Annotated in this window: 17 protein-coding genes; 6 read left to right on the top strand and 11 right to left on the bottom strand. The window is 42.7% G+C overall.

Annotation, left to right across the window (positions count from 1 at the left end; translation table 11 throughout):
* The first annotated feature begins 74 nt into the window (after positions 1-74).
* The 3 genes from DWX23_RS07520 (at position 75) to DWX23_RS07510 (ending at position 3522) form a co-directional block, all read left to right on the top strand.
* Positions 75-968: a HEPN domain-containing protein gene (locus tag DWX23_RS07520; RefSeq protein WP_122374027.1), complete on the top strand. Its 894-nt coding sequence runs from the start codon at positions 75-77 to the stop codon at positions 966-968.
* 496 nt (positions 969-1464) lie between these two features.
* Entirely contained in the window at positions 1465-2571 is a 1107-nt protein-coding gene (gene ald / locus DWX23_RS07515; protein WP_122374026.1) for an alanine dehydrogenase, read from the top strand.
* A gap of 231 nt (positions 2572-2802) precedes the next feature.
* Positions 2803-3522 (top strand): hypothetical protein, encoded by a 720-nt coding sequence (locus tag DWX23_RS07510; protein ID WP_122374025.1) that lies wholly within the window; start codon positions 2803-2805, stop codon positions 3520-3522.
* 495 nt (positions 3523-4017) lie between these two features.
* Here DWX23_RS07510 and rseP read toward each other — a convergent pair whose 3' ends face one another.
* The 8 genes from rseP to DWX23_RS07470 all read right to left on the bottom strand — a co-directional run bounded on the left by rseP (position 4018) and on the right by DWX23_RS07470 (position 14404).
* The gene (gene rseP, locus DWX23_RS07505; RefSeq protein ID WP_122352910.1) at positions 4018-5349 is read right to left on the bottom strand and encodes an RIP metalloprotease RseP; all 1332 of its coding nucleotides are present in this window, start codon (positions 5347-5349) and stop codon (positions 4018-4020) included.
* A gap of 22 nt (positions 5350-5371) precedes the next feature.
* Positions 5372-6529 carry a 1-deoxy-D-xylulose-5-phosphate reductoisomerase gene (locus DWX23_RS07500; RefSeq protein ID WP_122352909.1) on the bottom strand — a complete coding sequence of 386 codons (1158 nt, stop codon included), beginning with the start codon at positions 6527-6529 and terminating at the stop codon, positions 5372-5374.
* A gap of 4 nt (positions 6530-6533) precedes the next feature.
* Positions 6534-7406 (bottom strand): M23 family metallopeptidase, encoded by an 873-nt coding sequence (locus DWX23_RS07495; RefSeq protein WP_122352908.1) that lies wholly within the window; start codon positions 7404-7406, stop codon positions 6534-6536.
* 71 nt (positions 7407-7477) lie between these two features.
* Positions 7478-7999, bottom strand: coding sequence for a ribosome maturation factor RimM (gene rimM / locus DWX23_RS07490; RefSeq protein WP_122352907.1), 522 nt, complete (start codon positions 7997-7999; stop codon positions 7478-7480).
* Positions 8000-8010: 11 nt separating this feature from the next.
* Positions 8011-9315, bottom strand: coding sequence for a UDP-N-acetylglucosamine 1-carboxyvinyltransferase (gene murA, locus DWX23_RS07485; protein WP_122352906.1), 1305 nt, complete (start codon positions 9313-9315; stop codon positions 8011-8013).
* On the bottom strand, positions 9312-9911 hold the full coding sequence (locus tag DWX23_RS07480; protein WP_122352905.1) for a DUF4290 domain-containing protein: 600 nt from the start codon (positions 9909-9911) through the stop codon (positions 9312-9314). The genes murA and DWX23_RS07480 overlap by 4 nt, the downstream gene beginning before the upstream one ends.
* 129 nt (positions 9912-10040) lie before the next feature.
* Positions 10041-11852, bottom strand: a complete 1812-nt coding sequence (locus DWX23_RS07475) for a glycoside hydrolase family 2 protein (protein WP_122374024.1) — start codon at positions 11850-11852, stop codon at positions 10041-10043.
* A gap of 29 nt (positions 11853-11881) precedes the next feature.
* Entirely contained in the window at positions 11882-14404 is a 2523-nt protein-coding gene (locus DWX23_RS07470) for a glutaminase domain-containing protein (RefSeq protein ID WP_122374168.1), read from the bottom strand.
* A 162-nt stretch (positions 14405-14566) separates the two neighbouring features.
* Between DWX23_RS07470 and DWX23_RS07465 the strand changes: the two genes are divergently transcribed.
* Positions 14567-18511, top strand: a complete 3945-nt coding sequence (locus DWX23_RS07465; protein ID WP_122374023.1) for a hybrid sensor histidine kinase/response regulator transcription factor — start codon at positions 14567-14569, stop codon at positions 18509-18511.
* On the opposite strand, the gene DWX23_RS07460 is transcribed toward DWX23_RS07465, so the two are convergent.
* Together DWX23_RS07460 and DWX23_RS07455 are read right to left on the bottom strand one after the other, a co-directional pair.
* Complete coding sequence (locus DWX23_RS07460) at positions 18495-20348, bottom strand: PAS domain-containing sensor histidine kinase (RefSeq protein ID WP_122374022.1); 1854 nt, start codon at positions 20346-20348, stop codon at positions 18495-18497. The genes DWX23_RS07465 and DWX23_RS07460 overlap by 17 nt on opposite strands.
* Positions 20349-20685: 337 nt before the next feature.
* Entirely contained in the window at positions 20686-21162 is a 477-nt protein-coding gene (locus tag DWX23_RS07455) for a pyridoxamine 5'-phosphate oxidase family protein (RefSeq protein ID WP_122374021.1), read from the bottom strand.
* A gap of 79 nt (positions 21163-21241) precedes the next feature.
* Here DWX23_RS07455 and DWX23_RS07450 point away from each other — a divergent pair, with 79 nt between their 5' ends.
* Positions 21242-22528 carry a M64 family metallopeptidase gene (locus DWX23_RS07450; protein ID WP_122374020.1) on the top strand — a complete coding sequence of 429 codons (1287 nt, stop codon included), beginning with the start codon at positions 21242-21244 and terminating at the stop codon, positions 22526-22528.
* A gap of 68 nt (positions 22529-22596) precedes the next feature.
* Here DWX23_RS07450 and DWX23_RS07445 read toward each other — a convergent pair whose 3' ends face one another.
* A complete protein-coding gene (locus tag DWX23_RS07445) occupies positions 22597-23304 on the bottom strand; it encodes a pirin family protein (RefSeq protein WP_122352899.1) in 708 nt (235 codons plus the stop codon).
* Positions 23305-23482: 178 nt separating this feature from the next.
* On the opposite strand from DWX23_RS07445, the gene DWX23_RS07440 reads away from it, so the two are divergent.
* Positions 23483-24976: an IMP dehydrogenase gene (locus DWX23_RS07440; RefSeq protein WP_122352898.1), complete on the top strand. Its 1494-nt coding sequence runs from the start codon at positions 23483-23485 to the stop codon at positions 24974-24976.
* Positions 24977-25191: the final 215 nt, after the last annotated feature.

The following is a 25191-nucleotide window of genomic DNA, read 5'->3' as shown; positions in this document are numbered from 1 at the left end:
TGGATGTTTTTATCAGATGTAAAACAATCTTTTGTACATTTGTGTGTTTAACGTTTACATAAATATAAAACGTAATGAAAGACTCGATCGCTTATTTACCCAAAGACAAACAGGAAGAGCTGAACTTTCTGGTCAAAGAGATACTAAAACGGTTACCTCAAACGGAGTTTATTATTCTGTATGGTAGTTATGCGAGGGGGAATTATGTACGTCGTAGCCTTCGGATCGAAGATGGAGGTATTCCCACGGTTAAAATATCTGATTACGATATCTATGTGGTAACAAGCGATTTCAACAGTAAAAAAGCAGAAACAGTCCTAGACAATGTAGAAGATTTATTTTTTGCAGGAAAGGAGTTCGACCGCGATACTCCTGTGCAGTTTATCAACGATGATATTAAATTGCTTAATAAATACCTAAAAGAGGGACGATATTTCTATACACAAATTAAGCAGGAAGGAGTTCTTCTTTATAATAGCGGGAAATACAAATTAGCCCGTAGAAGAAAACTTAACTTTGTAGAGATTAAAGAACAGGCTCAGAAGTATTTTGATGAAAAATTAAATGAAGCGAATGAATTTCTAATAGATACCATCAACGCATATAATAGAAAGAATTACAAAAGAGCCTCTTTTTATCTCCATCAAGCCTGTGAAAATTATTACTATGCAATTCGATTGACATTTACTTTACGAAATAATAAACAACATAACCTCTCTAAACTATCCTCTTCTACTAACAGGTATTCTGATGATTTGAAAACAGTTTTTTCGCAAGATACACCTGAAGAAAAGCAGCTTTTTATCTTACTTAAAGCTGCTTATGTGGAAGCACGATATAATCCGCATTTTATGGTTACTAAAGAAGATATTGACGCTCTTATCCCGAAAGTTGAATTGCTCAGAGATATTACAAAGCAGATTTGTGAAATGAAAATCAAGGAATACGAAGATAATATCAATATGTAAAAAAGTTTTTTAAGTTACTGTCCAGTTCCATAATTATCAATAATATGCTAATTGGCCAATATACTAATGTACCAATGGTGATAATAACAAGTTCAGTATTTGTCAATAATGAGCTATCCCTTTATCAAAGTGACTTAGCCATTACAGGTTTATTTGCCGTCAGTTTTAACTGACGGTTTACATGTTGCTTCTCTTTATTGGCTTCAGCCACATTTCTCTTCAATAGAGAGACTGCTTAAATGGGACTAAAGTCCAAAGAGAGAGAGCATTTACTAATCCGTTGGTTAAAACCAACGGCAAATGAACCTGTAACTAAGCATGTTTTATGTATGACTGATCGCTTGCTCGGATAGTTCAAATCTTTCTAAAACTAAACCTTTAGCATATAACCATACCACCCCTTCTTTTGTCAAAAAGTAATAAAAATCATTCTTTTACAGCATAATGTCATATTTTTATGTATATTGCAGCATAACAACATTTAAACATTAACATTATGATCATCGGAATTCCCAAAGAAATCAAAAACAATGAGAACCGTGTAGCGCTTACGCCTGCCGGAGCTAAAGAATTGGTGAAGAGAGGACACACCGTCTATATACAACATACAGCCGGTGAAAACAGCGGTTTTCCTGATTCAGCCTATGTAGAAGCCGGAGCACAGATTCTCCCGTCGATAAGCGACGTTTACCAGACTGCTGAAATGATCGTTAAAGTAAAAGAGCCGATTGCCTCCGAATACTCATTGGTACGCAAAGGACAACTCGTCTTTACTTATTTCCATTTTGCTTCAGACGAAAAACTAACACTTGCCATGATGGACAGCGGTTCCATCTGCCTGGCGTATGAGACCGTTGAAAATCCGGACGGTACACTGCCCCTTCTGATCCCTATGAGTGAAGTTGCCGGACGTATGTCGATACAGGAAGGTGCCCGCTTCCTGGAAAAACCGCAGGGTGGAAAAGGCATCCTTTTAGGAGGCGTACCGGGAGTAAAACCGGCTCGCGTATTGGTGCTAGGAGGTGGTATAGTCGGACATAGCGCCGCATTGATGGCCGCCGGACTCGGTGCCGACGTGACAATAGCCGACATTTCACTACCCCGCTTACGTTACCTCGAGCAAATCATGCCCGCTAATGTAAAAACACTTTATTCCTCCACCCACAATATCGAGACAGAGCTTCCATACACGGACCTGGTGATCGGTGCCGTTCTGATCCCCGGAGCCAAAGCTCCCCACCTGATAACAAAAGAGATGCTGCAATTAATGAAGCCGGGAAGCGTCCTGGTAGATGTCGCCATCGACCAGGGAGGTTGTTTCGAGACTTCACATCCCACAACACATGCCGATCCGGTCTATACGGTCGATACGATCGTCCACTATTGCGTAGCCAATATCCCGGGTGCCGTCCCCCAGACCTCTACACTGGCATTGACGAATGCGACATTGCCTTATATACTGGAACTGGCGGATAAAGGATGGAAAGAGGCATGCAAAGAAGACAAAAGCCTTTATCCCGGACTGAATATCATAGAAGGGAAAATCGTCTATCCGGCAGTAGCCGAAGCCTTCGGACTCCCCTGCTATCCTGCCGTATTATAACCCCAAAACAAATGTCGGTTATGCTCCTGATCTTTGTCCGGAACATAACCGACATTTACAATCCTTTATATTCATGCCTTCTTTTATCTGTAATCTGTCTGCTTGCCTTCGTTTCTAAATTAAGGTCTCATTCCTTTATAATATCAAAAAAAATGTAAAATCGTTTTGATACTTTTACAGAGCTTACTACCTTAGCGCATCTAATAATAAAAATTAAATCGTTTAACAACCATGAAGAAAATTGTTTTGTTATTGGCTTTCTGCCTAAGTATTGGAAATGTATTTGCACAAGACGCTGATAAACTGCGTGATGAAGGTGATGCAGCCTTAAAAGCTAAAAACTATGCGGAAGCATTTACAAAGTATGACGGGTTCCTGAAGCAAACTAACAATGAAGATGCCGACCGTGTTTTTAATTGTGCATTCGCTGCTTTTCAAGCTAAGAAATATGAAGATGCAGTAAAATATTATGATTTAGCAATTCAAAAGAACAAAAACATCGACGATGCCTATACAGGAAAAGCAATGTCATTGCGTAACCTGAATAAAGCTGCCGAATTTACAGCAACTGTAGAGGCAGGTTTGAAAGCAAAGCCAGGTGATGCCGATCTGGAAAAACTGCTTTATGTATATTGTATGAAGCAAGGACAGGCAGCCCAGAAAGGTGGCAAAGTAGCCGATGCTGAAGAATTATATAAAGATGTCCTGATCGTAAGTAATCCTAAATATAAAGGTAATGCGCTTTATAGCTTAGGAGCTATGTATTACAATGAAGGTGCCAAGATTCTGGCAGCCGCTACCGATCCTGCAAAATATGATGCAGAAAAGGATAAAGCAGACGTTCAGATGAAGAAAGCAAAAGAATATCTGGAACAAGCTTTGGCAATCAATGCTGCAGATGCTAACTCCAAGAAAATCCTGGATTCTATCAACGAAACGTTGGCTAAATAAACGTATAATCAGCGTTTAAATATCCATCCCTCAAGGGAGTTTTTATTTCACGTTTCAGCCTTCAGGCTGTTTCAGAATGTAAAAATCAATAGCTCCGGCTGAAAGGTTCTTTTCCGACAGAGAAGTTCACCTTTCAGCCGGAGTTTTTATTATTCAAGCTGTAGGAAAGACTGAAGGCTGAAACATATAGTTCGCGAACTTCATAGCACAGAACAAAAAAACGGATGCCTACCCATTTCCTGACTGATAGTTATCCGTTTCAAAAAAGACTTACATATTTCAGAAGAAAAGCGTACACTTTTTTCCTTAAAAGGTAGCAGCTTCTACCCTATATCCTACCGGAACTCTCCTTATAGAATAACAGACTTTTCCCTATAACATAGAAATGATATACCCGCACTATAGACTCAGGTATCCTGATACTATAATGTCACTACTATCAGCACAGTAGTGCTAAAGGTAGTGACATTATAGTGTTATCAGTTTACAAAAACGTCAGGACTTGAAAAAGAAGCGGAATATATCATTCCCATTTGCATAGATCAGCAAAGCGAACAACAGGAACATACCGGTAATCTGTGCATATTCCAGGAATTTATCGCTCGGCTTGCGACGGGCAACCACTTCATAGAGCAGGAACATCACATGTCCGCCATCCAACGCAGGAATAGGCAATATATTCATAAAGGCCAGGATGATCGACAAAAATGCCGTCTGCATCCAGAATACCTGCCAGTTCCAGACTGTCGGGAAGATACTTCCGATCGTACCGAAACCGCCCAGACTCGACGCTCCTTCTTTCGTAAAGACATACTTCATATCATTGATATACCCTTTTAAGGTATTTACCCCCAGCATAGCACCGGCAGGGAACGATTCGAAGAAACCATATGTACGGGTCACTGTCGGATATATATCGGACGAACTCATCAGATAAGCTCCCATCTTTCCGGCTGTATCCAACTGGAGAACAACCGACTGTTCCTTATTATCACGATAAAAGTTCAGAGTTATATCCTTTCCTTTATTCTGATCGAATAATTCAGCAACCTCCTCCAACAAGGGGGTAGACTGCCCATTCACCGCAACAATACTATCTCCAGCCTGTAAACCGGCAATCGCAGCCGGTGAATCTTTGGACAACAAGCTCTTTACAACCATCGGTATACGGTTCGGATTGGCAAAACCTTTTCCTTCACGCATAAAACGCTGCATCATATCTTCCGGTATAGGAATAATCGTTTCTACCCCGTCACGCAATACCGTAACGTTATTAGCTTCCACGACTTTGCGGAAACTGGCCTGGTCCAGACGGTCCAACTCTTCGTTATTCGCTTTCAAAAGAATATCGCCATCCTTAAAACCGATGTTATGGAAAGCTTCACTGTAGTACATACCATGCTTCATATTCTTCAGAGGCAGATAGGTTTCGCCCCAGGTATAAAGCACCATCGAATAGATAAACAATGCCAACAGGAAGTTGAACAAAACACCTGCAATCATGATCATCAAACGCTGACCGGCAGGTTTGGAACGGAATTCATACGGTTTGGCAGGTTGCGACATCGCCTCCTTGTCCATACTTTCATCGATCATACCCGATATCTTGCAATAACCGCCCAGAGGCAACCAGCCGATACCGTACTCTGTCTCACTGTTCTTAGGTTTAAACTTGAACAATGAGAACCAGGGATCAAAGAAAAGATAAAACTTCTCTACCCGGACCTTGAAAATGCGGGCAAAAATAAAATGTCCGAACTCATGTACAAGGACCAATATCGATAAGCTCAGGATGAGCTGTAACGCCCTAATTAAAAATGTCTCCATCTATTTGTCTGTCTGTATTAATTTATATTGTTTTCATAACCGCTGCCGCCATCTGGCGTGCTTCGGTATCTGTTGCCACATAATCCTCATAAGTAGGTGTTGCTATGAAAGAAGATTTCTCCATCGTCTTTTCAATCACATCGCTCATTTGCAGGAATCCGATCTCATCCCGTAGAAAGGCTGCGACCACTATCTCGTTGGCTGCATTCAAAATACACGGCATATTTCCTCCCGTACGGATCGCATCGAATGCAAATGCCAGGTTGCGGAAACGCTTCATGTCGGGTTCTTCGAATGTCAACGTGGAATACTGGTTGAAATCCAACCGGGGCGCTTTACTCTTCAAACGCTTCGGATAAGAGAATGCGTAACTGATAGGTAACTTCATATCCGGAATACCCAACTGGGCCATCACAGCGCCGTCTTCAAACTGCACCATCGAATGAATGACCGATTGCGGGTGCACCACGATCTGTATCTGTTCTGGTGTTACGCCAAACAGCCATTTGGCTTCGATCATTTCAAAGCCTTTATTCATCATGGAAGCCGAATCGATCGTGATCTTTGCCCCCATACTCCAGTTCGGATGTTTCAAAGCCTGGGCTTTGGTTACCCCAGCCAGTTCTTCCATCGTTTTCGTACGGAACGGTCCGCCGGAAGCAGTAAGCAAAATCTTCTCCACCTGATTCTCCCACTCTCCCGCTAAACACTGGAAAATGGCAGAATGTTCAGAATCGACCGGCAGGACCGGTACTTTATGCTCTGTAGCCAGCGAAGTGATCAGTTCACCCGCCACCACTAACGTTTCTTTATTGGCCAACGCAATCGCCTTGCCTGCTTTGATAGCGGCAATCGTCGGTTTCAGTCCGGAATATCCGACCATGGCAGTCAGTACCATATCGATCGGCTCCGACTGTACCACCTGTGCAATCGCATCCGAACCCGCCCATACCTTGATCGGCAGATCTTCCAAAGCCTCTTTCAACTCGGGATATTTCTGTTCGTTGGCAATTACGACCACTTCGGGCATATATTTACGTGCCTGATTAATCAGTAAATCTACCTGGTTATTGGCGGTCAAGGCATACACTTCGAATAAGTCGGCATGTTCGCTGACTACTTCCAGGGCCTGTGTCCCGATCGAACCGGTAGAACCTAATATGGCTAAAGTTCTTTTCATCGATTTAAAAAGCTATATATTCTTCAGGATTGACCGGAGTACCTTTATACCACAACTCGAAATGGAGATGCGGGCCGGTAGACAGTTTCCCCGTGTTTCCCACCAAAGCAATCGCTTCGCCGGCTACCACGTGGTCGCCAATCTCTTTCAGCAATAATTCATTATGTTTATAAACGGAAAGGAATCCGTTCTTATGTTGCAACTGGATCACATTCCCGAAATTAGGATCAAATCCGGTAAATACCACCGTACCGTCCAATGTCGCCAGTACGCTTTCTTTCGGAGCAGCCACCAGGTCAACGCCGAAATGACGGGCATCCGCTTCATAATGCGAAGATACCACGCCGTTGACAGGTTTATAGAAAAAGATCCCGTCTGTAGGAACCGGATTCGGATTCAGCACCGTCAGGTTATATTTTTCTTCTTCCTCAAAACTCTTGACAAACTTTTCTTCCGACTTACTGCGGGGTATTTCGTAGTTTGCATCCACATGGGCCAGGGAATCGATCTGACGGATAGAATCCAGCTCGATCGTACCGGACAAGATACCGGCTACATTTTCCAGATAAAGCGACTGGATGGACATCATCCGCTCCAGTGAATCGGCACGCAGTGCATTCTGCATGATCTCTTTACGTATTTCTACATCCAGGTAACCCGGTAAATAGTTTCGTATCGGTGTTTTAATAATAATCAACGAAGTGATGCCCACCAACATAAAAGCGAACAGGGCAAGCGTAAGAAATGCGGAAAGCTGCGACAAACGGAAAGACCATACTTCTTCCAGCGTCGTTTCATTGAAAAAAGACAGCTTGTATTTGAACCTGATCCGGTGCCAGAATGATTTCTTATTGTTCTTTCGTTGTTTTCGTGCCATGTTTTTATGTTAAAACGCAAAAGTAACAAAAACCGTATCTACACGGGCATTGTTTACTCTAATTAACGTTATTATAAATCAAGCAGACCTTCGGGAACGGAAACCCGGAGTGTTTTATTTTCATGATCTGCAGCCGTTATCAACTCCTCGGCAGCCGGAAGGAGTATTTCGTTGCCTTTATGGTCGATCTGCAAAAGAACGTTGATTGTCGTTTCATCCACATCAGTGATCTTACCCAGTTCCCCGTGTTGCTCGTCGATGACAGTATATCCGATAAAACTATCCCACGACATATCGCCTACCAGATCGTCTTCATCCACATCTTCCAGCGGGAAAAAGACTTCACGGTTCGTAAATTCACGGGCAGCTTTCTCATCATTTATATTTTCCAGCTTTACCAACATGACAGTATCGGTCTTATAACGGTACTCCTCGATAAAGAAAGGGACCAGGATACCATCCATCTCACAAACGATACAAGGGTCTTCTACATCATCAAACAAGTCGCAGTTCGTCACCAGCGAGATCTCTCCCTTTATCCCGTGAGGTTTGGCAAACTGCCCGATCTTAAAAACTTCTTCTTTTCTTATCATAACAGGAAATATCAGAGCCGGGTAATACGGGCTCCTATGTTATTCAAACGTTTATCGATATTCTGATATCCGCGGTCGATCTGATCGATATTATGGATATGGCTGGTTCCTTCCGCACTCATTGCAGCGATCAACAAGGCTATGCCGGCACGGATATCCGGTGAAACCATATTGGAACCACGCAATTTGAAGCGGTTGCCCAAACCGATCACCGTAGCACGGTGCGGATCACAAAGAATGATCTGAGCTCCCATGTCGATCAGCTTATCCACAAAGAACAGACGGCTTTCAAACATCTTCTGATGAATCAGCACACTGCCTACGGATTGTGTAGCTACGACCAGGAGAACACTCAGCAAGTCGGGAGTAAGTCCCGGCCAGGGAGCATCGGCAATGGTCATGATAGAACCGTCGATAAAGGTATCTATTTCGTATGAATCGTGTGTAGGGATATGGATATCGTCGCCGATCTGTTCGACAGTGATACCCAGGCGGCGGAATGATTCGGGAATAATTCCCAACATCTCATATCCGGTATTTTTTATGGTGATGTCGGAAGCGGTCATGGCTGCCATACCGATAAAACTGCCGACTTCGATCATATCCGGCAAAATAGTATGGGTAGTTCCTCCTAGAGAGTCGACACCTTCGATGGTTAGCAGGTTCGAGCCTACTCCCGATATATTAGCCCCCATCCGGTTGAGCATGGATGACAACTGTTGCAAATAGGGTTCGCAGGCTGCGTTATAAATGGTGGTAGTACCTTCTGCCAGCACGGCAGCCATCAAGATATTGGCTGTACCGGTTACCGAAGCTTCGTCCAGCAGCATATAGGCTCCTTTGAGACGCTTCGCTTCGATCTCGTATAACTGACGTTCGGCATCATAGCTGAAGCAGGCACCGAGTTTCTGTATACCGACAAAGTGGGTATCCAAACGACGGCGTCCGATCTTGTCGCCACCCGGTTTCGGGATCAATGCCTTGCCGAAACGGGCAACCAACGGTCCGACGATCATGACCGAACCACGTAACGATCCGCTTTTACGCAGGAAATCATCCGTATTCAGATAATCCAGATCGATATTATCAGCCTGGAACGTATAGGTATCGGCTGCCGGATGTTCCACTTTCACCTGCATGTCACGCAAAAGCTGAATGAGGTTGTTCACATCCAGGATATCGGGTACATTATGGATCGTTACTTTCTCCGGAGTCAGCAAAACAGCACAAATCACTTCCAATGCCTCGTTCTTGGCACCTTGCGGAGTGATCTCGCCGGATAACTTATAACCACCTTCTATAACAAATGAACTCATCGGCTTTTACGGGGATAATTCTTTTTGTTCGTATTATTCCGGGCCAGGATATCGCGGCTTTCCGTCAGTTTATGTACCTCTTCGCTCAACACGATCTGTCCTTCCGACAATTCATCGAGGTCTTTGAATATCTTACGGTCGTCTACCGACTCCTTGTTCCAGGTAAGGAACGATTTCTTCATCTGGGTTGCCAGCAACTTGATGAGCTGATCTTTTTCAACGCCTGGTTCCAGCTCCGTAGCTTTACGGATCATCAGTTCCAGTGTTCTCCCGTAATGACGGTAACGGATACGGTTATTGTTATACGGGATCCGCGGAGGGCGGGCATACAGGTTCTCTTTCTTCACGATTTCATAAGGATAATCGATGTCCAGTTTAAAATCGGACATGATAGCCAGATGATCCCATAAAATGTGTTTGAAGTCGTTCACATCACGCAGATGGGGAAACATATTTCCCATGATGTTGATTATTGTATTGGCGCAACGCTTGCGTTCTTCCCTGTCCTCTATTGCAACACAATAGTCTACCATATTCTGGATATTGCGTCCGTATTCGGGCATAGCCAATTTCTTTTCTTCTGTATTATATTTCATTATCATATTCGTTTATCCGGCAAATGTACTTATTTTAATTGATTTACACAAGATGTCCCTACACCTGCAAAAGAGGCATAGGGACAAAATCTATCTGCTAAACAAATATTACTTGTTCTGGTTAAATATTTACTTTGACAACTGGTTGATCACCGCCTGGTTCGCTTTCTTCACGGCAGCTTCGTTGATCTTGATCTCCTTACGGTCGTAGGTCATCAAACCATTCACTTCGCCTTCCACATCTGTGGTCTGAGTGTAAACGGCTGCAGAGAAACCACGGTCTACCATATCTTTCAGTTCATTAGCATATTTTACATATTCGGCAGTAACCTCATCGCTGTTCTTGAACTGAACATATCCCCAGTTACGTTTATTCCACCACAAATGGTTTTCCAAAGGCAAACCGATACCTCCGTATTCTCCCAATACTGTTACCCGCTGCGGATCATACAGGAACATGTTCGGACCCGGATAGTTGTGCAGGTCGAGAATATCTCCGCAGGCACGGTGGTTACCTCCACTAGCCGGATTTACCAGACGGGAAGGATCGTAATTCTTTGTCCATTCAGCAACCTTTTCAGTATCGAACTGTCCCCATGCTTCATTGAAAGGAACCCATACGACTATAGAAGGATGAGAAACGCACAGGTCCATGATTTCTTTCCATTCCTGATAATAGTTTGCGATCGAAGCGGAAGAACGCTCCTTATCTGTTCCGCCGTTATAAGTATGAGGAGCCCACTGGTTACCCATATCACCGCTCGGCATATCCTGCCAAACCAGGATACCTTCTTTATCGCAATGATAATACCAACGTGACGGTTCTACTTTTACGTGTTTACGGATCATATTGAATCCCCATTCTTTTGTTTTGATAATATCATAAAGCAATGCCTCATCGGTCGGAGCAGTATATAAGCCGTCAGGCCACCATCCCTGATCAAGCGGACCATAATGGAATAAATTCTTATTGTTCAGCTGCATACGCATAACGCCGTTTGCATCTCTCTTAGCAGAAATCTTACGGAAAGCAGTGTATGATTTTACATCATCCAGTACTTTACCATCTTTAACCAAAGAGACTTTCATGTCATACAGATACGGATTGGTTGTATCCCAAAGAGTCGGATTCTGTACGGCCAAACGAAGTTCTTTCCCCTGGATACCTTTCGCAGAAGCAACCACCTGGCCCTTGTCCATCAGCTTAACCTCAACAATAGAGGTATTACAAGGCATAGAAGTACCGACCGTTACATTCATCGTTCCATTGTCAATGTTCGGAATCGATTTAACGGAAGTAATATGATTAGTAGCTACCGGTTCGATCCATACAGTCTGCCAGATACCTGTTACCGGAGTATACCAGATACCTTCCGGATTAGAAGTCTGTTTACCTCTCGGCTGGTATCCTTTGTCACTCGGGTCCCAGACACGTACAACCAATTTCTGGTTACTCTTTCCGTTCAGATAAGGAGTGATATTGAATGAGAACGGGGTAAAGCCTCCCTGGTGGGAACCGATCAGGACATCATTGATAAATACATCCGCTTTCCAGTCCACAGCACCGAAATTAAGTACAATATCTTTATTCTTCCAGTTAGCCGGAACCGAAAAAGTCCGTTTATACCACAGCTCATTGGCATCTCCCACTTCTTTCTGAACACCCGACAGAGATGATTCTACGGCAAAAGGAACCAGGATATTCCCGTCAAACGCCTGCGGTTCGACCTCTCCCTTCGGTTTAATAGCATATTCCCACTCTCCGTTCAGATTTACCCAATCCGTACGTTCCAGTTGCGGACGGGGATACTCGGGCAATACATTTTTAGGGTTGATCTGTTCCGCCCATTTCGTCTTGATCTTGTCACCTGCCGGCTTCCATTGGGCCTGGGCACACACGGTTAGTGCCAAAGCACAACATACCAATAATGTTTTTTTCATGTTCGTGAATATTAAAGTTACTATTTCGTTTATTTGTTTTTATTCATCTTATTTTCAAGCATCTTCATAAAATAACCACCGACAACCGAACGGGCACGGAAACCGACAGAGTTACCGTCCGTTGTTTCATGCCAGTCGCTAAGCGGCATACGGGTGGTTGTTTCACCGGCATATTTATACACCGGAGAGACAAGCCGGTCGAATGTATTCCTGTCTTTTGCCAGACAGGCAGACCAGATGATCCAATCCGATTTCGTATAAGTTTTACGACTATCCAGCGGCAGACCGTATGTATTTTGCCGGGTCAGATAATAGGCTATTTCCCGATCAGCCACTTCATCCGGGAAGATGTTTAATCCCAACAATTTATCCCACACCAGATTATATTTCTGGCTCCAGGTTCCCGGCTGGTCAAATGTCAACCGGTAATGATCGCCGTCGTCTGCCATAACAACCCACTTAATGGCCATATCCTTAGCAGCAGCCATATATTTGTCGGCAGTAACCTGATCGCCCAGCATGCCGGCCAGTTTTCCGTATCCGGCTATTCCCATGATCGCTTTGATAGAGAGGTTGGCGTTATGGGCAAAATGACCGGCAAAGTCATCCGTACAAAGCTGGTTCTCGGGATCCAGCCCTTCCTTCAATAAATAATTCGCCCAGGTAGTCAACACATCCCAATGTTTCTTCGCGTATTCGGCATTTCCTTCCCGCTGGGCTATGGCTGTCGTTAGTATCAGCATATTACCGGTTTCCTCCACCGGCATATCGCCGCCATAAGTCTGACCGTTTGCGATCGGATAAGTACCTACATCATGGGCGGCAAAAGGTTTATTCCACTGTCCGCTCTCACTATAATAAAAAATCGGATTCATCATACCCTTCAATAGATCAGGGTTATAAATCAAAAACAAAGGAGCAGAAGGATAAGTGATATCGACCGTCCCGATCGAACCGTTGCTGAAATTCTCTTTGGAAAGAAACAACAGGTTACCGTCCTTATCATTTACCAGTTTATGTGCAGCTATTGCCTGACGGTAGGCCAATGCACAAAGAGCGGCATATTTCTGACCTCCGGCATTTTCTGCATCGTTCATCAACCCGACATCAAAAGCACGGCAGCGCTCCATTACTTTATTATATTCTTTACCAGCTTTGGTTAAAGCCTGTATCATATCGACCTTTCCGTTCTGTTTCCAATACCCCATCCGGTTATCCTTAAAATACTGTATCGAATACAGATCGTCATAACCGATCATAAGGAAACCGTCAGCGGAAGAAGAAACTTTACCCAAATCCTCACTATAGGCAACTACCGGTTCTGTTCCGGATATTTCCGAATTAGGAACTCCCATCAATGAAACAGAGCCTCTATCGGCAAACAGTTTCTTTATCTTATGATATTCTCCCATAGAAATAGCACGTTCCGGTTTAACATCCGATGCCAGATAGAAATATCCCCAGTCGATACGGACATCATCGCCTTTTTTCTGTAAAACGGGCTGTTCCACAGTTCCGACTTTTGCATACGTTATCTTATCCGGACCTCCCAGGTACACAGACAAGTCCATTTCCTGTCCCGGCAGGTTCATTGCCCAAAGCGGAGTAGCATCCATATAGATCTGCACATCGTGTGCTTTGCCATCCAAAGGTTTTACCTGATAAGAGATATAGTTTACAGGAGTAGACATCAGTTGAAGGTCATCCTGCAATAGAGGAGAAGTAAAAATCAAATCCAATTGTACCGGACCACACTCAAACGTATAATAAGTTTGTGTCGGCAACACATTGACTGATTTCTGAAAAGCCGGAGTATCGAATACATCCTTTACTTTATCTTTCACAAACAGACCAAAATCAACGAAACCGCCACCCACGCGATTATGGCAATGGGCAGCAATTACGTTTTTACCCGGCTTAAGGGTAGCTTTTACATTGGTCGGTAATTCTTTCAATACATTGTTTTTCCATGAATAATCCGTTTTTACGACCTCGATCCCATTGATATACAATTCAAAGATATCATCGTGCGAGTAATCGAGAATGACGGTTTCATCAGCATAATCCTGAGACAGGTCAAAGATGCGTCTGACCCATATATCCTTACTGTTCCATTCGGTAGAAAGGTTCGGCATCCCGGGAGTTCCGAAAGCAGCCAGGCCTTTTTCCCAGGCAGCGTCATTAAAATCCGGTTGGTTCCACTTTCCTGCCGGTTCCTTTTCTGTGTAAGAGGCAGCCCATTTCTCAACTCCTGCCGTAGGTAAAACAGACTTCATCGGTGTCTCTTCTACCCCCATAAAACGATAAATTTTACCATCTACCCGCAATGCTCCGACCAAAGGGAAAGGCTTCCCGGTCCAGTGCCGTACATTATCTTCATTCAATTGATCCGTAAATGACCAGGCACTCGTATAAGGATCGATGGTTACCAAAGGATAGGCCGGAGCTCTCAGCTCGTTGATCTTTTCCGGCTGGAAATATTTACTTTGCTGGCTGCAGGAACACAATAAACCGGCAGTCACCATATATAATAATAAGGTATATTTCTTCATGGCACGTAGTTTTTTATGATTGCAAAGGAACTGTTTTTCAGGTATAAGGACTTTCAATTTTCCTGCATAAGCTTTCAATAATCATTCAGAATGATCTTTATTGGTTTATTTCTCTTTTTTATTTATTAGCTTTGTCTTCGAGAAACACTATCACTATTCGATATGAAAAGAATACCGCTGCTAATCTTCTATGTTTGGCTATTGTTGGAATACTTGCCGGGAGTTGCCAATAACCCTCATTTCAGACATTACAACAATAAGCACGGATTATCGCATAATACGGTGTATTGCTCACTGCAGGACCTGCGGGGTTTCATGTGGTTTGGTACGGAAGACGGACTGAACCGTTTCGACGGGCATACGTTTAAAATCTATAGGCATAATTCATATAATCCGAATAGCTTGCCGAACGACCATATCCTGAATCTTTTTGAAAGTTCAGATGGAAAGATATGGGTTTTTACCGCCGGCGGAACCTGTTATTATGATTACAAAACAGATACCTTTCATGCATTCCAGCTATCACCCGGGCAAAACGAACCGGAGTCTTTTTCCGCTGTAACAGAAGACAAAAACCACAGTCTCTGGTTTATCGGTTATAACCGGATCGTCCGGTACAACCCGTCGGATAACACTTCCCGGACTTATCCGGCAGAAAACAATTTCTATCCGGCCATTATCACATTAATGAACGATGGGGAACCTCTTTTCTCTGACCGGCAATCTTTATATATGTATAAATCCGAGACCGATAACTTTCAGAGACTTCCTCTTCTGAATGAAATGCAGATCGATAGCCAGATCGTTATACAAGCAATATGCCAGATCCCAGACCTGGGTATCCTGGCCGGGACCAATCAGGGCGGACTTCTGCTTTACAAATATCAGGATCGGAGTGTAGTGAATATTATTCCCGAAATACAGGTCCGTGCCATCACCCCGTATAGTACGACAACCTACTGGATCGCATCTGAATCAGGCATCTACATTTATAATATACTGGATCAGACAGTAACCAATCTGCGAAAATCCCTGACGAACGAATATGCCATTGCTGACAATGCCATTTACTCCGTAACCCGGGACCGCGAAGGAGGCATGTGGGCAGGTTCCTTTTTTGGCGGGATCAGTTATCTGCCCAAAGAATATAACCGGTTCAACTATTTTATCGGAGGAAAAACACATCCCCAGTTACTCGGTAACGCAATCCGCGAAATCGTACCCGACCAATATGGCAATCTATGGCTGGGAACAGAAGATAACGGTATAAACTGCTACAATCCTCAAAACGGACAAATAACAAACTACTCATACAACAATCCGAAACATCTTCTGTCGGCGACCAATATACACGGGTTACTGGCTGACGGTAACCAGTTATGGGTAGGCACGTTCAATAAAGGGATCGACGTATTGGATATTCCATCCGGAAAGATCATCAAACATTATTCACGCGAAAATACTCACAATGCCCTGAACAATAATTTCGTCCTTTGTTTCTGCAAAACAAAGAATAATGAATTTCTGGTAGGTACCGGCAGCGGGGTATTATCTTACGACAGGCAGACTGAAAGTTTTACGCAATGGAATAATATTTACACCCTGATCAGACAGATATATGAAGATAGCCGCGGAGATATATGGTCTGCAACATCCAACGGTATTTATCACTACCTGCGTGAAGAAAATAAGGTAGAACAATACACGGCCGATGCCAACAAATTACAGAGTATCGGCAGCAATAACACGACGTCAGTCTTTGAAGATTCAAAAGGCCGGATATGGGTTACCACTGTTAACGGATTATCCCTGTTCAACCGGGAGACAAAATCGTTCAACCGGATCACAGCAGAAGACGGGTTACCCAGTAATATCATCTACCGGATCGTTGAAGACGATTCCCACAATTTCTGGTTATCCACAGCGAACGGCCTGGTCAGGTTCAATCCGGAAACATACGTGATGAAAACCTTCACCTATACAGACGGGTTGCATGAAACACAATTCAACTACAGTTCTTCCTATCAGTCACCCGACGGAACGATCTATATGGGAACTATCAACGGTATGTTGTCATTCAACCCATCCCGGTTCAAAGAAGATACATTCACCCCTCCCATGTATATTACCGGGATCGACCTTCCCGAAAATGAAGCAAACGGATATAATTTCACTACTTCTTCCATCGAAAACAGAGACGTTTTAAAGTTACCTTACGATGCTTCGACATTTACCTTATCGTATATAGCTCTCAGTTATACTTCGCCGGATGCGATCCGTTATGCCTATAAGCTGGAAGGCGTCGATAAAGACTGGATCTATATGAATCAGAATAAAAATGTCACTTTTGCCAACCTCTCTCCCGGAGAATACACCTTCAAAGTGAAATCGACCAATAGCAGCGGTATATGGCAGAATAATGAGCAGTCGTTACAGATCATCATTACCCCGCCTTTCTGGGCTACCGGATGGGCATTTCTGGTTTACATCCTGATCATTTGTATCTGCATAGTACTCTTCTATAATTACAAAAAAGCAAAACTGGAAGAAAAACACCGTATAAACCAGGATTTATTCGAAAGCAAAAAGGAAAAAGAACTATACGATGCCAAAATACAATTCTTTACCTTTATCACCCACGAGATACGGACACCACTCACATTGATCAAAGCTCCTTTGGAAAAGATCATCAAATCGAACGACGGTACTCCTTCTACCAGGGAGAACCTTCAAATTATTGAAAAAAACACACAACAGCTATTGAACTTAAGTAACCAGTTACTCGACTTCCGGAAAACGGAAAGCCGGGGATTCAAGCTGAATTATGTAAATACAGATGTTACTCTCTGGCTTCAAACGATCCTGCAACCATTCCTTCCGGTTATGGAACATGATAATAAAACATTTGTCTGCGAGATACCTGAAGAAACATTCTCCGCCTTTATCGACCGGGAAGCTTTCTCCAAAATAATGAACAACTTGCTGACCAATGCTATAAAATATTCAGACAAGTACCTCTCCCTGCAACTGCAAATACAGAAGGACAGAAACGAGTTTATCATTTCCGTCACTAATGACGGTATGCTCATCCCCGATAGCGAAAAAGAAAATATATTTACCCCTTTCTACCGTCTGAAAGAAACGGAACATCAGCAAGGAAGCGGTATCGGACTTTCGCTGGCACGTTCACTGGCTGAATTTCATAAAGGTACTCTAAATTATACGCAGACTCCGGAAGGAATGAACAGGTTTACACTTACCTTACCTAAAGAGCAGGAAGACTGCTATTTATTAACATTCGACAAAAACACAGAAAATACGGTCACAGATAATACCTGCGACGCTGATAATGAAAAGCCGGTAATCCTGATAGTGGAAGACCAGGAAGATATGCGTCGGTTCATTGCCAAAGAGTTGGCAGAGACATACCGGATCCAGGAAGCTGCTAACGGAAAAGAAGCGGTTACAATTTTAAAAGATCATACGGTAAACCTGATCATCAGTGATGTTATGATGCCTTTTATGGATGGGTTTGAACTATGTAATGAGGTAAAGAATGATGTCAACTACAGCCATATTCCTTTCCTCCTGCTGACAGCTCAACACAATCTGCAATCCAGGCTAAAAGGGTTAAACAATGGAGCCGATGCATATATGGAAAAACCCTTTTCGATCGAGTTGTTGGTTGCCCAGGTCGCAAACTTGCTGAAAAGCCGGGAGATGTTGACCAGAACTTACAAAGAAACTCCATCCACCCCGGCAACAACATTGGCTGTTTCCACAGTCGATGATCTTTTCCTGCGGAAACTTAATATATATCTGGAAGAACATATCACCAACGAAGCCATGAATGTAGAAATGCTGGCAACGGAAATGGGGATGAGTACCTCCAGCCTGTACCGGAAAGTAAAAGGATTATCAGGGTTATCTCCGGTCGACTTTATAAAAGTAACCCGACTGAAGAAGGCTGTCCAACTTATGGAGAAGGGAGAAAGCCGCATCAATGAAATTGCATTCCAGACTGGATTTTCTTCTCCGGCTTATTTCTCTACCTGTTTCCAGAAACAATATGGGAAAACGCCGTCGGAATTTATGAAAGAGTATTAGCCAAAGGCAATGTAAAACGGAAAGTGGCACCCTCTCTGAGCCTGGAAGATACGGACATCTCGCCTCCCATCTTATTTACCAGTCCTTTACAGATAGCAAGTCCTAATCCAATACCGTTGCTAGCCCCTTTCAACTGCACGAAACGGCCAAAAATATGATCCAATTCCTTTTCCGGAATACCTGTACCGGTATCGGATACATAAAAGTGAACATAGCCGTCCTCCAATTTATAACCAAAGCGAATAGTCCCGACAGAGGTATGTTTTATCGCATTCGTCAGCAAATTACTAAGGATTTGTACCAACCGGCTCTTATCCGTCCTCATAGTGATATCAGCACAAGGATCCAGTATCAATTCCACATTTTCCGGCATCCGCAGCTGCATCACATTGTACATATCTCTCATGGTAGAAGGCAAGTAAATATCTACATAAGCAAACGAGAGCATGCCTGATTCTATTTTTGAAATATCCAGCACATCGTTTATCAAACGTAATAACAATTCATTATTCGATTTGATGAGACTTATATAAGTCTCCCTTATTTCCGGATCGGTTTCAATAGACAACAGATCGGAGAATCCCACTATAGCATTTAACGGGGTACGGATCTCATGTGTCATATTGGCTAAAAACGCAGATTTCAACTGGTCGGCATTTTCAGCTTTCTCCTTGGCATCTATCAAGGTTCGTTCATATTCAATATATTTCTGATTATCGACCATGCAACCTACAATCAAATTTACACGTTCGTTCTCATCATGTTCGAGTGCTCTCCCGATCACCTCGTAATTCCGGTATTCCCCGTCATCGTTCTTCAAACGGAAATTAACGGCAAACTCCAATAAATTCCTGTTTCTTATCTCATTGAACAAAAGAAAAAAATCTTCCCTGTCATCGGGATGACGGAGACTGGACAGAGCACGGCAGATATATTTATTCCTTTCCAACAGGTAATTACTGGCACCATAAAACTGAAAACAATGGTTACAATGCTCTTTATCACAAGTCTGAAAACGATGAAAATTAAAAGAGTAGGTGGTTATGTGGCTATTCTTCAATGCTAATTCCATCATTGTACGACTCTCCGTCAGTTTTCCGCTCAGAGCCTTATTTTCTTTTTCCCTTTCTACCTGCTCAGATACGTTGCGAATATAGACCACCACATATTTATGATGCAACGGAACCATTCTTATCTTAAAATAGACAACCGGAGTATCATGCCCGGGAATCGACATATCCATATTGATTATTTCCGATGTATCCAGGCATTTTTGTACAATCTTCGTCATATTCCTCTTCGTTTCATCGGGGTAGGTAAAACCAGGCAAATCATCTATACGGTGATTGATCGCTTCGGGAGTGATACAAGTCTCTGTCGCATAAGCGATGATCCGCTCTACTACAAGTTCTTCATTCACTAACAGTATCGTATCCGGAATCGATTCGGCTACCTTTTCGGAGATATCAGCCAGTTCCCGCATTTTCTGGTCATACGACATAACATCCCATTCTTTGGAGGCCGGGTCTGTAAGTAACAATGTATATCCTATAATTCCTCCTTCTTCATTGAACCCGGGAATAATAGAAAACCCGAGAGGCAAATTGTGACTGACCACACTCCCATTCCGTAGATAAGTTTTTTGAACATCTGAAAGAAACGTCGTTTCAAATAAATTACTCAGGAGAAAATCAGAAATATCTGTTATAGCAAACTTCTCACACATTGCCTTATTTAAAGCGATTAACAAACCATCACCATCATACAAAGCTCCGCCCTGAGGATAGTAGTTAAAGAAATTTGTTATCAACTGCTGTTCGACCAATGAATTTCCCATCGCTATTTAGATTTAAATCAATCTACAAAGAAAAGCAAACTTTATAAATCAAAGACTATTTAAACATAAAAATATTTTATCAGAGAAAAATAACAATTACCATAAACGTAGTCTATCGCATCATAGATATTATCCATCGGATAAGTTTGGCTAAGGAAAATGAATAAGCGAACTTTGTTACAGAATCATGTAATGTTATAAAAATAGGGATATAATTAGTCAATAGCAAAAAGGCGATAAGGGATATGCCGTGAGATGGCACAAGAGATCCCGTCATAACTAAGAGAGGGTTAATCCCGGGAAAACTTCCCGGGATTAATTATTTATATTCATCCTGTTATTTGATGCGTTTACATTTTCCGGAAATATGCTCAATATCCAGACGCAGGACATTAGTCCGCTTAAATGATCCGGCAATATATTTTTCTCCGACAACCTCAAATCCGGAGCAATATTTCTTTGCCAGCAGACGCAGGGCAAGCATTCTCTCTTCTACCGGCAGATCCATATGAATTGTACCGAAAGCAATAGCAGATTCATAAGCAGTCGTAAACTGTCCGGGAATAACACGGGTTTCTCCAACTACACTAAAACTGACTTTCGGGTTTTGTTTCAGACATTCCAGTTTATATCCTTCCGGGGCACAATGAAAATAGATACACTTATCATCGTTCAGCACATAGCTGATTGGTATACCATAACCATAGCCATTCACTCCTTCCATAGCAAGAAATCCATATTCTCCACTTTCCAGGAGCCGATAAGCTAATTCATTTTCAAGAATTCTATCCTTTCTTCTTATATCCGTAAACATATCCTTGAGATTTAGAAAGACAAATCTACAAAAATAGTATCTTTGTGCGTACAAATCACACCTGATAAAACACAAAAATATGAGAACACAAATTTCCCTGCTTCTAATTGCCTGTTTTTGCAGTCTTACTTGCCTGGCACAAAACGAGTTCGACAAATACTTCACAACCAAAAGCCTACGAATTGATTTCGCTTTAAGCGGAAATACCCAATTTCAGGCCGCAGCTATACAGCAATTACGGGAAGAACCGGTATGGGGAGGTCCTGTTAAAAACCGGATCGACAAATTCAATTATGGCGGATATTACATCAACATATATGATAAATCAACCAATGAATTGATCTACTCACGCGGTTTCAATACGCTTTTTGAAGAATGGCGTACCACCGAACAGGCCAAAACAGAAACACAATCGTGGACGAACAGTATCTCGGTTCCCTATCCTAAGACAACAGTCGTTGTTGAGATTACAGCACGTGACAAAGCGGATATGCAATTTCACCCTCTGTTAAAAATGGATATCGACCCGACCAGTATTTTCATTGACCGGGGAAAACTAAAAGAAAATAAAGTAACTCAAATTCAATATGAAGGAAATCCGAATGAAAAAGTCGATCTGGTTTTCATTGCAGAAGGTTATACGGCAGACGATCAGGATAAATTTGTTGCCGATGCAAAGAAATTTACGGAGTCATTGTTTCAGACGCCTCCTTATACTACACGACGTAAGGATTTCAATATATGGGCTGTGAATCTAATCTCAGAAGATAAAGGGACTGATATTTCAGGTAAAGGCATATATAAGAACACGGCTTTAAATACCGGATATTACACCTTTGGAGTCGACCGTTACCTGACAACACCGGATATGAAATCGATCCGCGATGCAGTATGGAATGTACCCTGCGATGCCATATTTCTGCTGGTTAACACCGATACATATGGTGGTGGTGGCATGTATAATTTCTACGCTATGGGAACTGCCGATAATGAAAAAACACAACATGTTTTTGTCCATGAATTCGGACATAGTTTTGCCGGACTGGCCGACGAATATTTCTCTTCCGAAGTTGCCTACCAGGATTTCTATAATCTGAAATATGAACCCTGGGAACCCAATATAACGACACTGGTTGACTTCGACAGTAAATGGAAAGATCTTTTACCTGCCAATACCCCTATTCCAACACCACTGGACGCTGCACACAAAGATAAACCCGGTGTATTTGAAGGAGGCGGTTATATTTCCAAAGGTATTTACCGCCCGATGGATCATTGTATGATGCGTGATTATGCTCCTTTCTGCCCGGCCTGCAGCCGTGCAATTCTACGAATGATCGATTTCCTGTCTGACAGAGAATACTAAAAAACAGAAGGAGGTATGCCATCAAAACATACCTCCTTCATATTTATATTAACCAAAAGATCTAAAATTCAATTCATCGGAACTTCCATCAATAAGATTTTCGCATCCTTCAGAACTTCTATCGTTATACTGTCGGTATCATAGAAACCGGCACCATCCCGTTTGGATAAGGTCGTGTTGTTCACCTCCACTTCCCCTTCAATAACGAAAAGATAAACACCTGTTCCTTTCTTATGAAATTTATACTCCTTGATCTGTCCGGCATCCAGTGTTCCCAACGAGAACCAGGCATCCTGATTGATCGCAGCCGGAGTTGCACCGTCAGGCGAAAGGATCAAAGATAACTCATTCTTTTTCAACAAAGGACGTACATCATAATTGTTGTACTTCGGTTTGGTATTCTCTTCACGCGGGAAAACCCAAATCTGCAGAAATTCAAGCTGCTGCTCGGCACTATCATTAAACTCGCTATGGAAAATGCCTGTACCGGCACTCATCACCTGTATATCTCCCGGAGTGATCGTTTCGCTGTTCTGTATACTATCGCCATGCCGCAAATAACCATTCAACGGAATAGAGATAACTTCCATATTCTTATGTGGGTGTGTATCAAAACCTTCACGCGGTGCTACCGTATCATCATTCAATACACGCAACTTTCCGAAATGTACTCTTTTGGGGTTGTAATAATTGGCAAAACTAAATGTATGATATGTTTTAAGCCATCCGTGGTTTGCATATCCGCGAGAGTTCGCCTTATCTACTACCATTTTCATAAATATTCCTCCTCTTTAATTCATATATATAACATTTCAGCCGTTGAAAAAGTTCCGGCAATGCCTTTTGTCCGGTAACAGCCTTTTTTATTCATATGAAAAATGATCATAAATAAAACATATCTGAACAGAATTCAGTACTTTTGCACAAAAATTCATCCAGTAAATATATAATCATATGGCAGTTTACTTAAACGATGTATCTAGAACCTTCGGAGAATACCTTCTTATTCCCGGTCTGACTACAAAACAATGTGTGCCTACAAACGTTTCTTTAAAAACTTCGCTTGTCAAACACAATGTTGGCGATAAGTCATCTATCGAATTAAATATCCCGTTCGTATCGGCAATCATGCAATCGGTATCCGGTCCGGAACTGGCAATCGAACTGGCCCGCAACGGTGGTCTTTCTTTCATTTTCGGTTCACAGCCGATCGAGAGCCAGGCTGAAATGGTTAGAAGAGTAAAGAAATTTAAAGCTGGTTTCGTGACCAGCGACTCCAACCTAACACCGGAAAACACGCTGGCTGACGTGATCGATCTGGTCAACAAAACAGAACACTCCACCATCGGTATCACTGATGACGGAACTCCTAACGGTAAACTGCTGGGATTGGTTACCAGCCGCGACTATCGCATCGAAAAAGACGATCCTTCCACAAAAGTAAAAGAGTTCATGACACCTTTCGCAAAACTGATCGTCGGAGAAGTCGGCATCACGCTGAAAGAAGCAAACCAGATCATCTGGGATCATAAACTGAATACACTTCCGATCATAGATAAGGACCAGAACCTGGCCTATTTTGTATTCCGTAAGGATTATGACAGCCATCGCGAAAATCCGAACGAAATTTCCGGAGCTGACAAAAAATTACTGGTCGGTGCCGGTATCAATACCCGTGACTATACGGAACGCGTTCCTGCCCTGGTTGAAGCCGGTGTAGATGTATTATGTATCGACTCATCAGATGGTTATTCGGAATGGCAATACGAGACATTACAGTGGATCAAGAAAGAATATGGTGACAAAGTAAAAGTCGGAGCCGGAAACGTGGTGGACAGAGATGGTTTCTTATATCTGGTAAAAGCCGGAGCTGACTTTATCAAAGTCGGGATCGGTGGCGGTTCCATCTGTATTACACGCGAACAAAAAGGAATCGGACGCGGACAAGCTACCGCTTTGATCGATGTAGCTCAGGCCCGCGACGAATATAAAGAACAGACAGGTATTTATGTCCCTATTTGCAGCGACGGTGGTTTGGTGCACGATTATCACATGGTACTTGCATTGGCAATGGGAGCTGACTTCCTGATGATGGGACGTTATTTTGCCCGTTTCGACGAATCTCCTACAAAGAAACTGCGTATCGGAAACAACTTCGTAAAAGAATATTGGGGTGAAGGTTCAAACCGTGCCCAAAACTGGCAACGTTACGACATGGGAGGAAGTGCCTCACTGAAGTTTGAAGAAGGTGTAGACAGCTATGTTCCTTATGCCGGTAAAATGAAAGACAATCTGAACCTGACATTAGGCAAGATCAAAGCTACCATGTGTAGTTGCGGTGCTATCGCAATCCCCGCCTTACAGAAAAATGCCAAGATCACGCTGGTATCTTCAACGAGTATCGTAGAAGGTGGTGCACACGATGTGATCCTGAAAGAACAGAATTAAGTAATCCTATCTGAGATATTTAATCCCCCAACTGTAATCTCTTCATTCGTGAGCTTACTGTTGGGGGATTTTTTCTATCAATTATTTATATCTACAGAAATCCGATATTTTGAAAACAGACGTAAATATCTCCTATAAAACATATAGAAAACAGAGGTAAAATAACATTATATCAAACGGAGATTATTAGAAACCAAATATTTGAATATCTTTGA

The sequence above is a fragment of the Parabacteroides sp. AF18-52 genome (genome assembly GCF_003479145.1).
GTDB classification, from domain to species: domain Bacteria; phylum Bacteroidota; class Bacteroidia; order Bacteroidales; family Tannerellaceae; genus Parabacteroides; species Parabacteroides faecis.
This window is presented reverse-complemented; position numbering and strand designations above follow the sequence as displayed.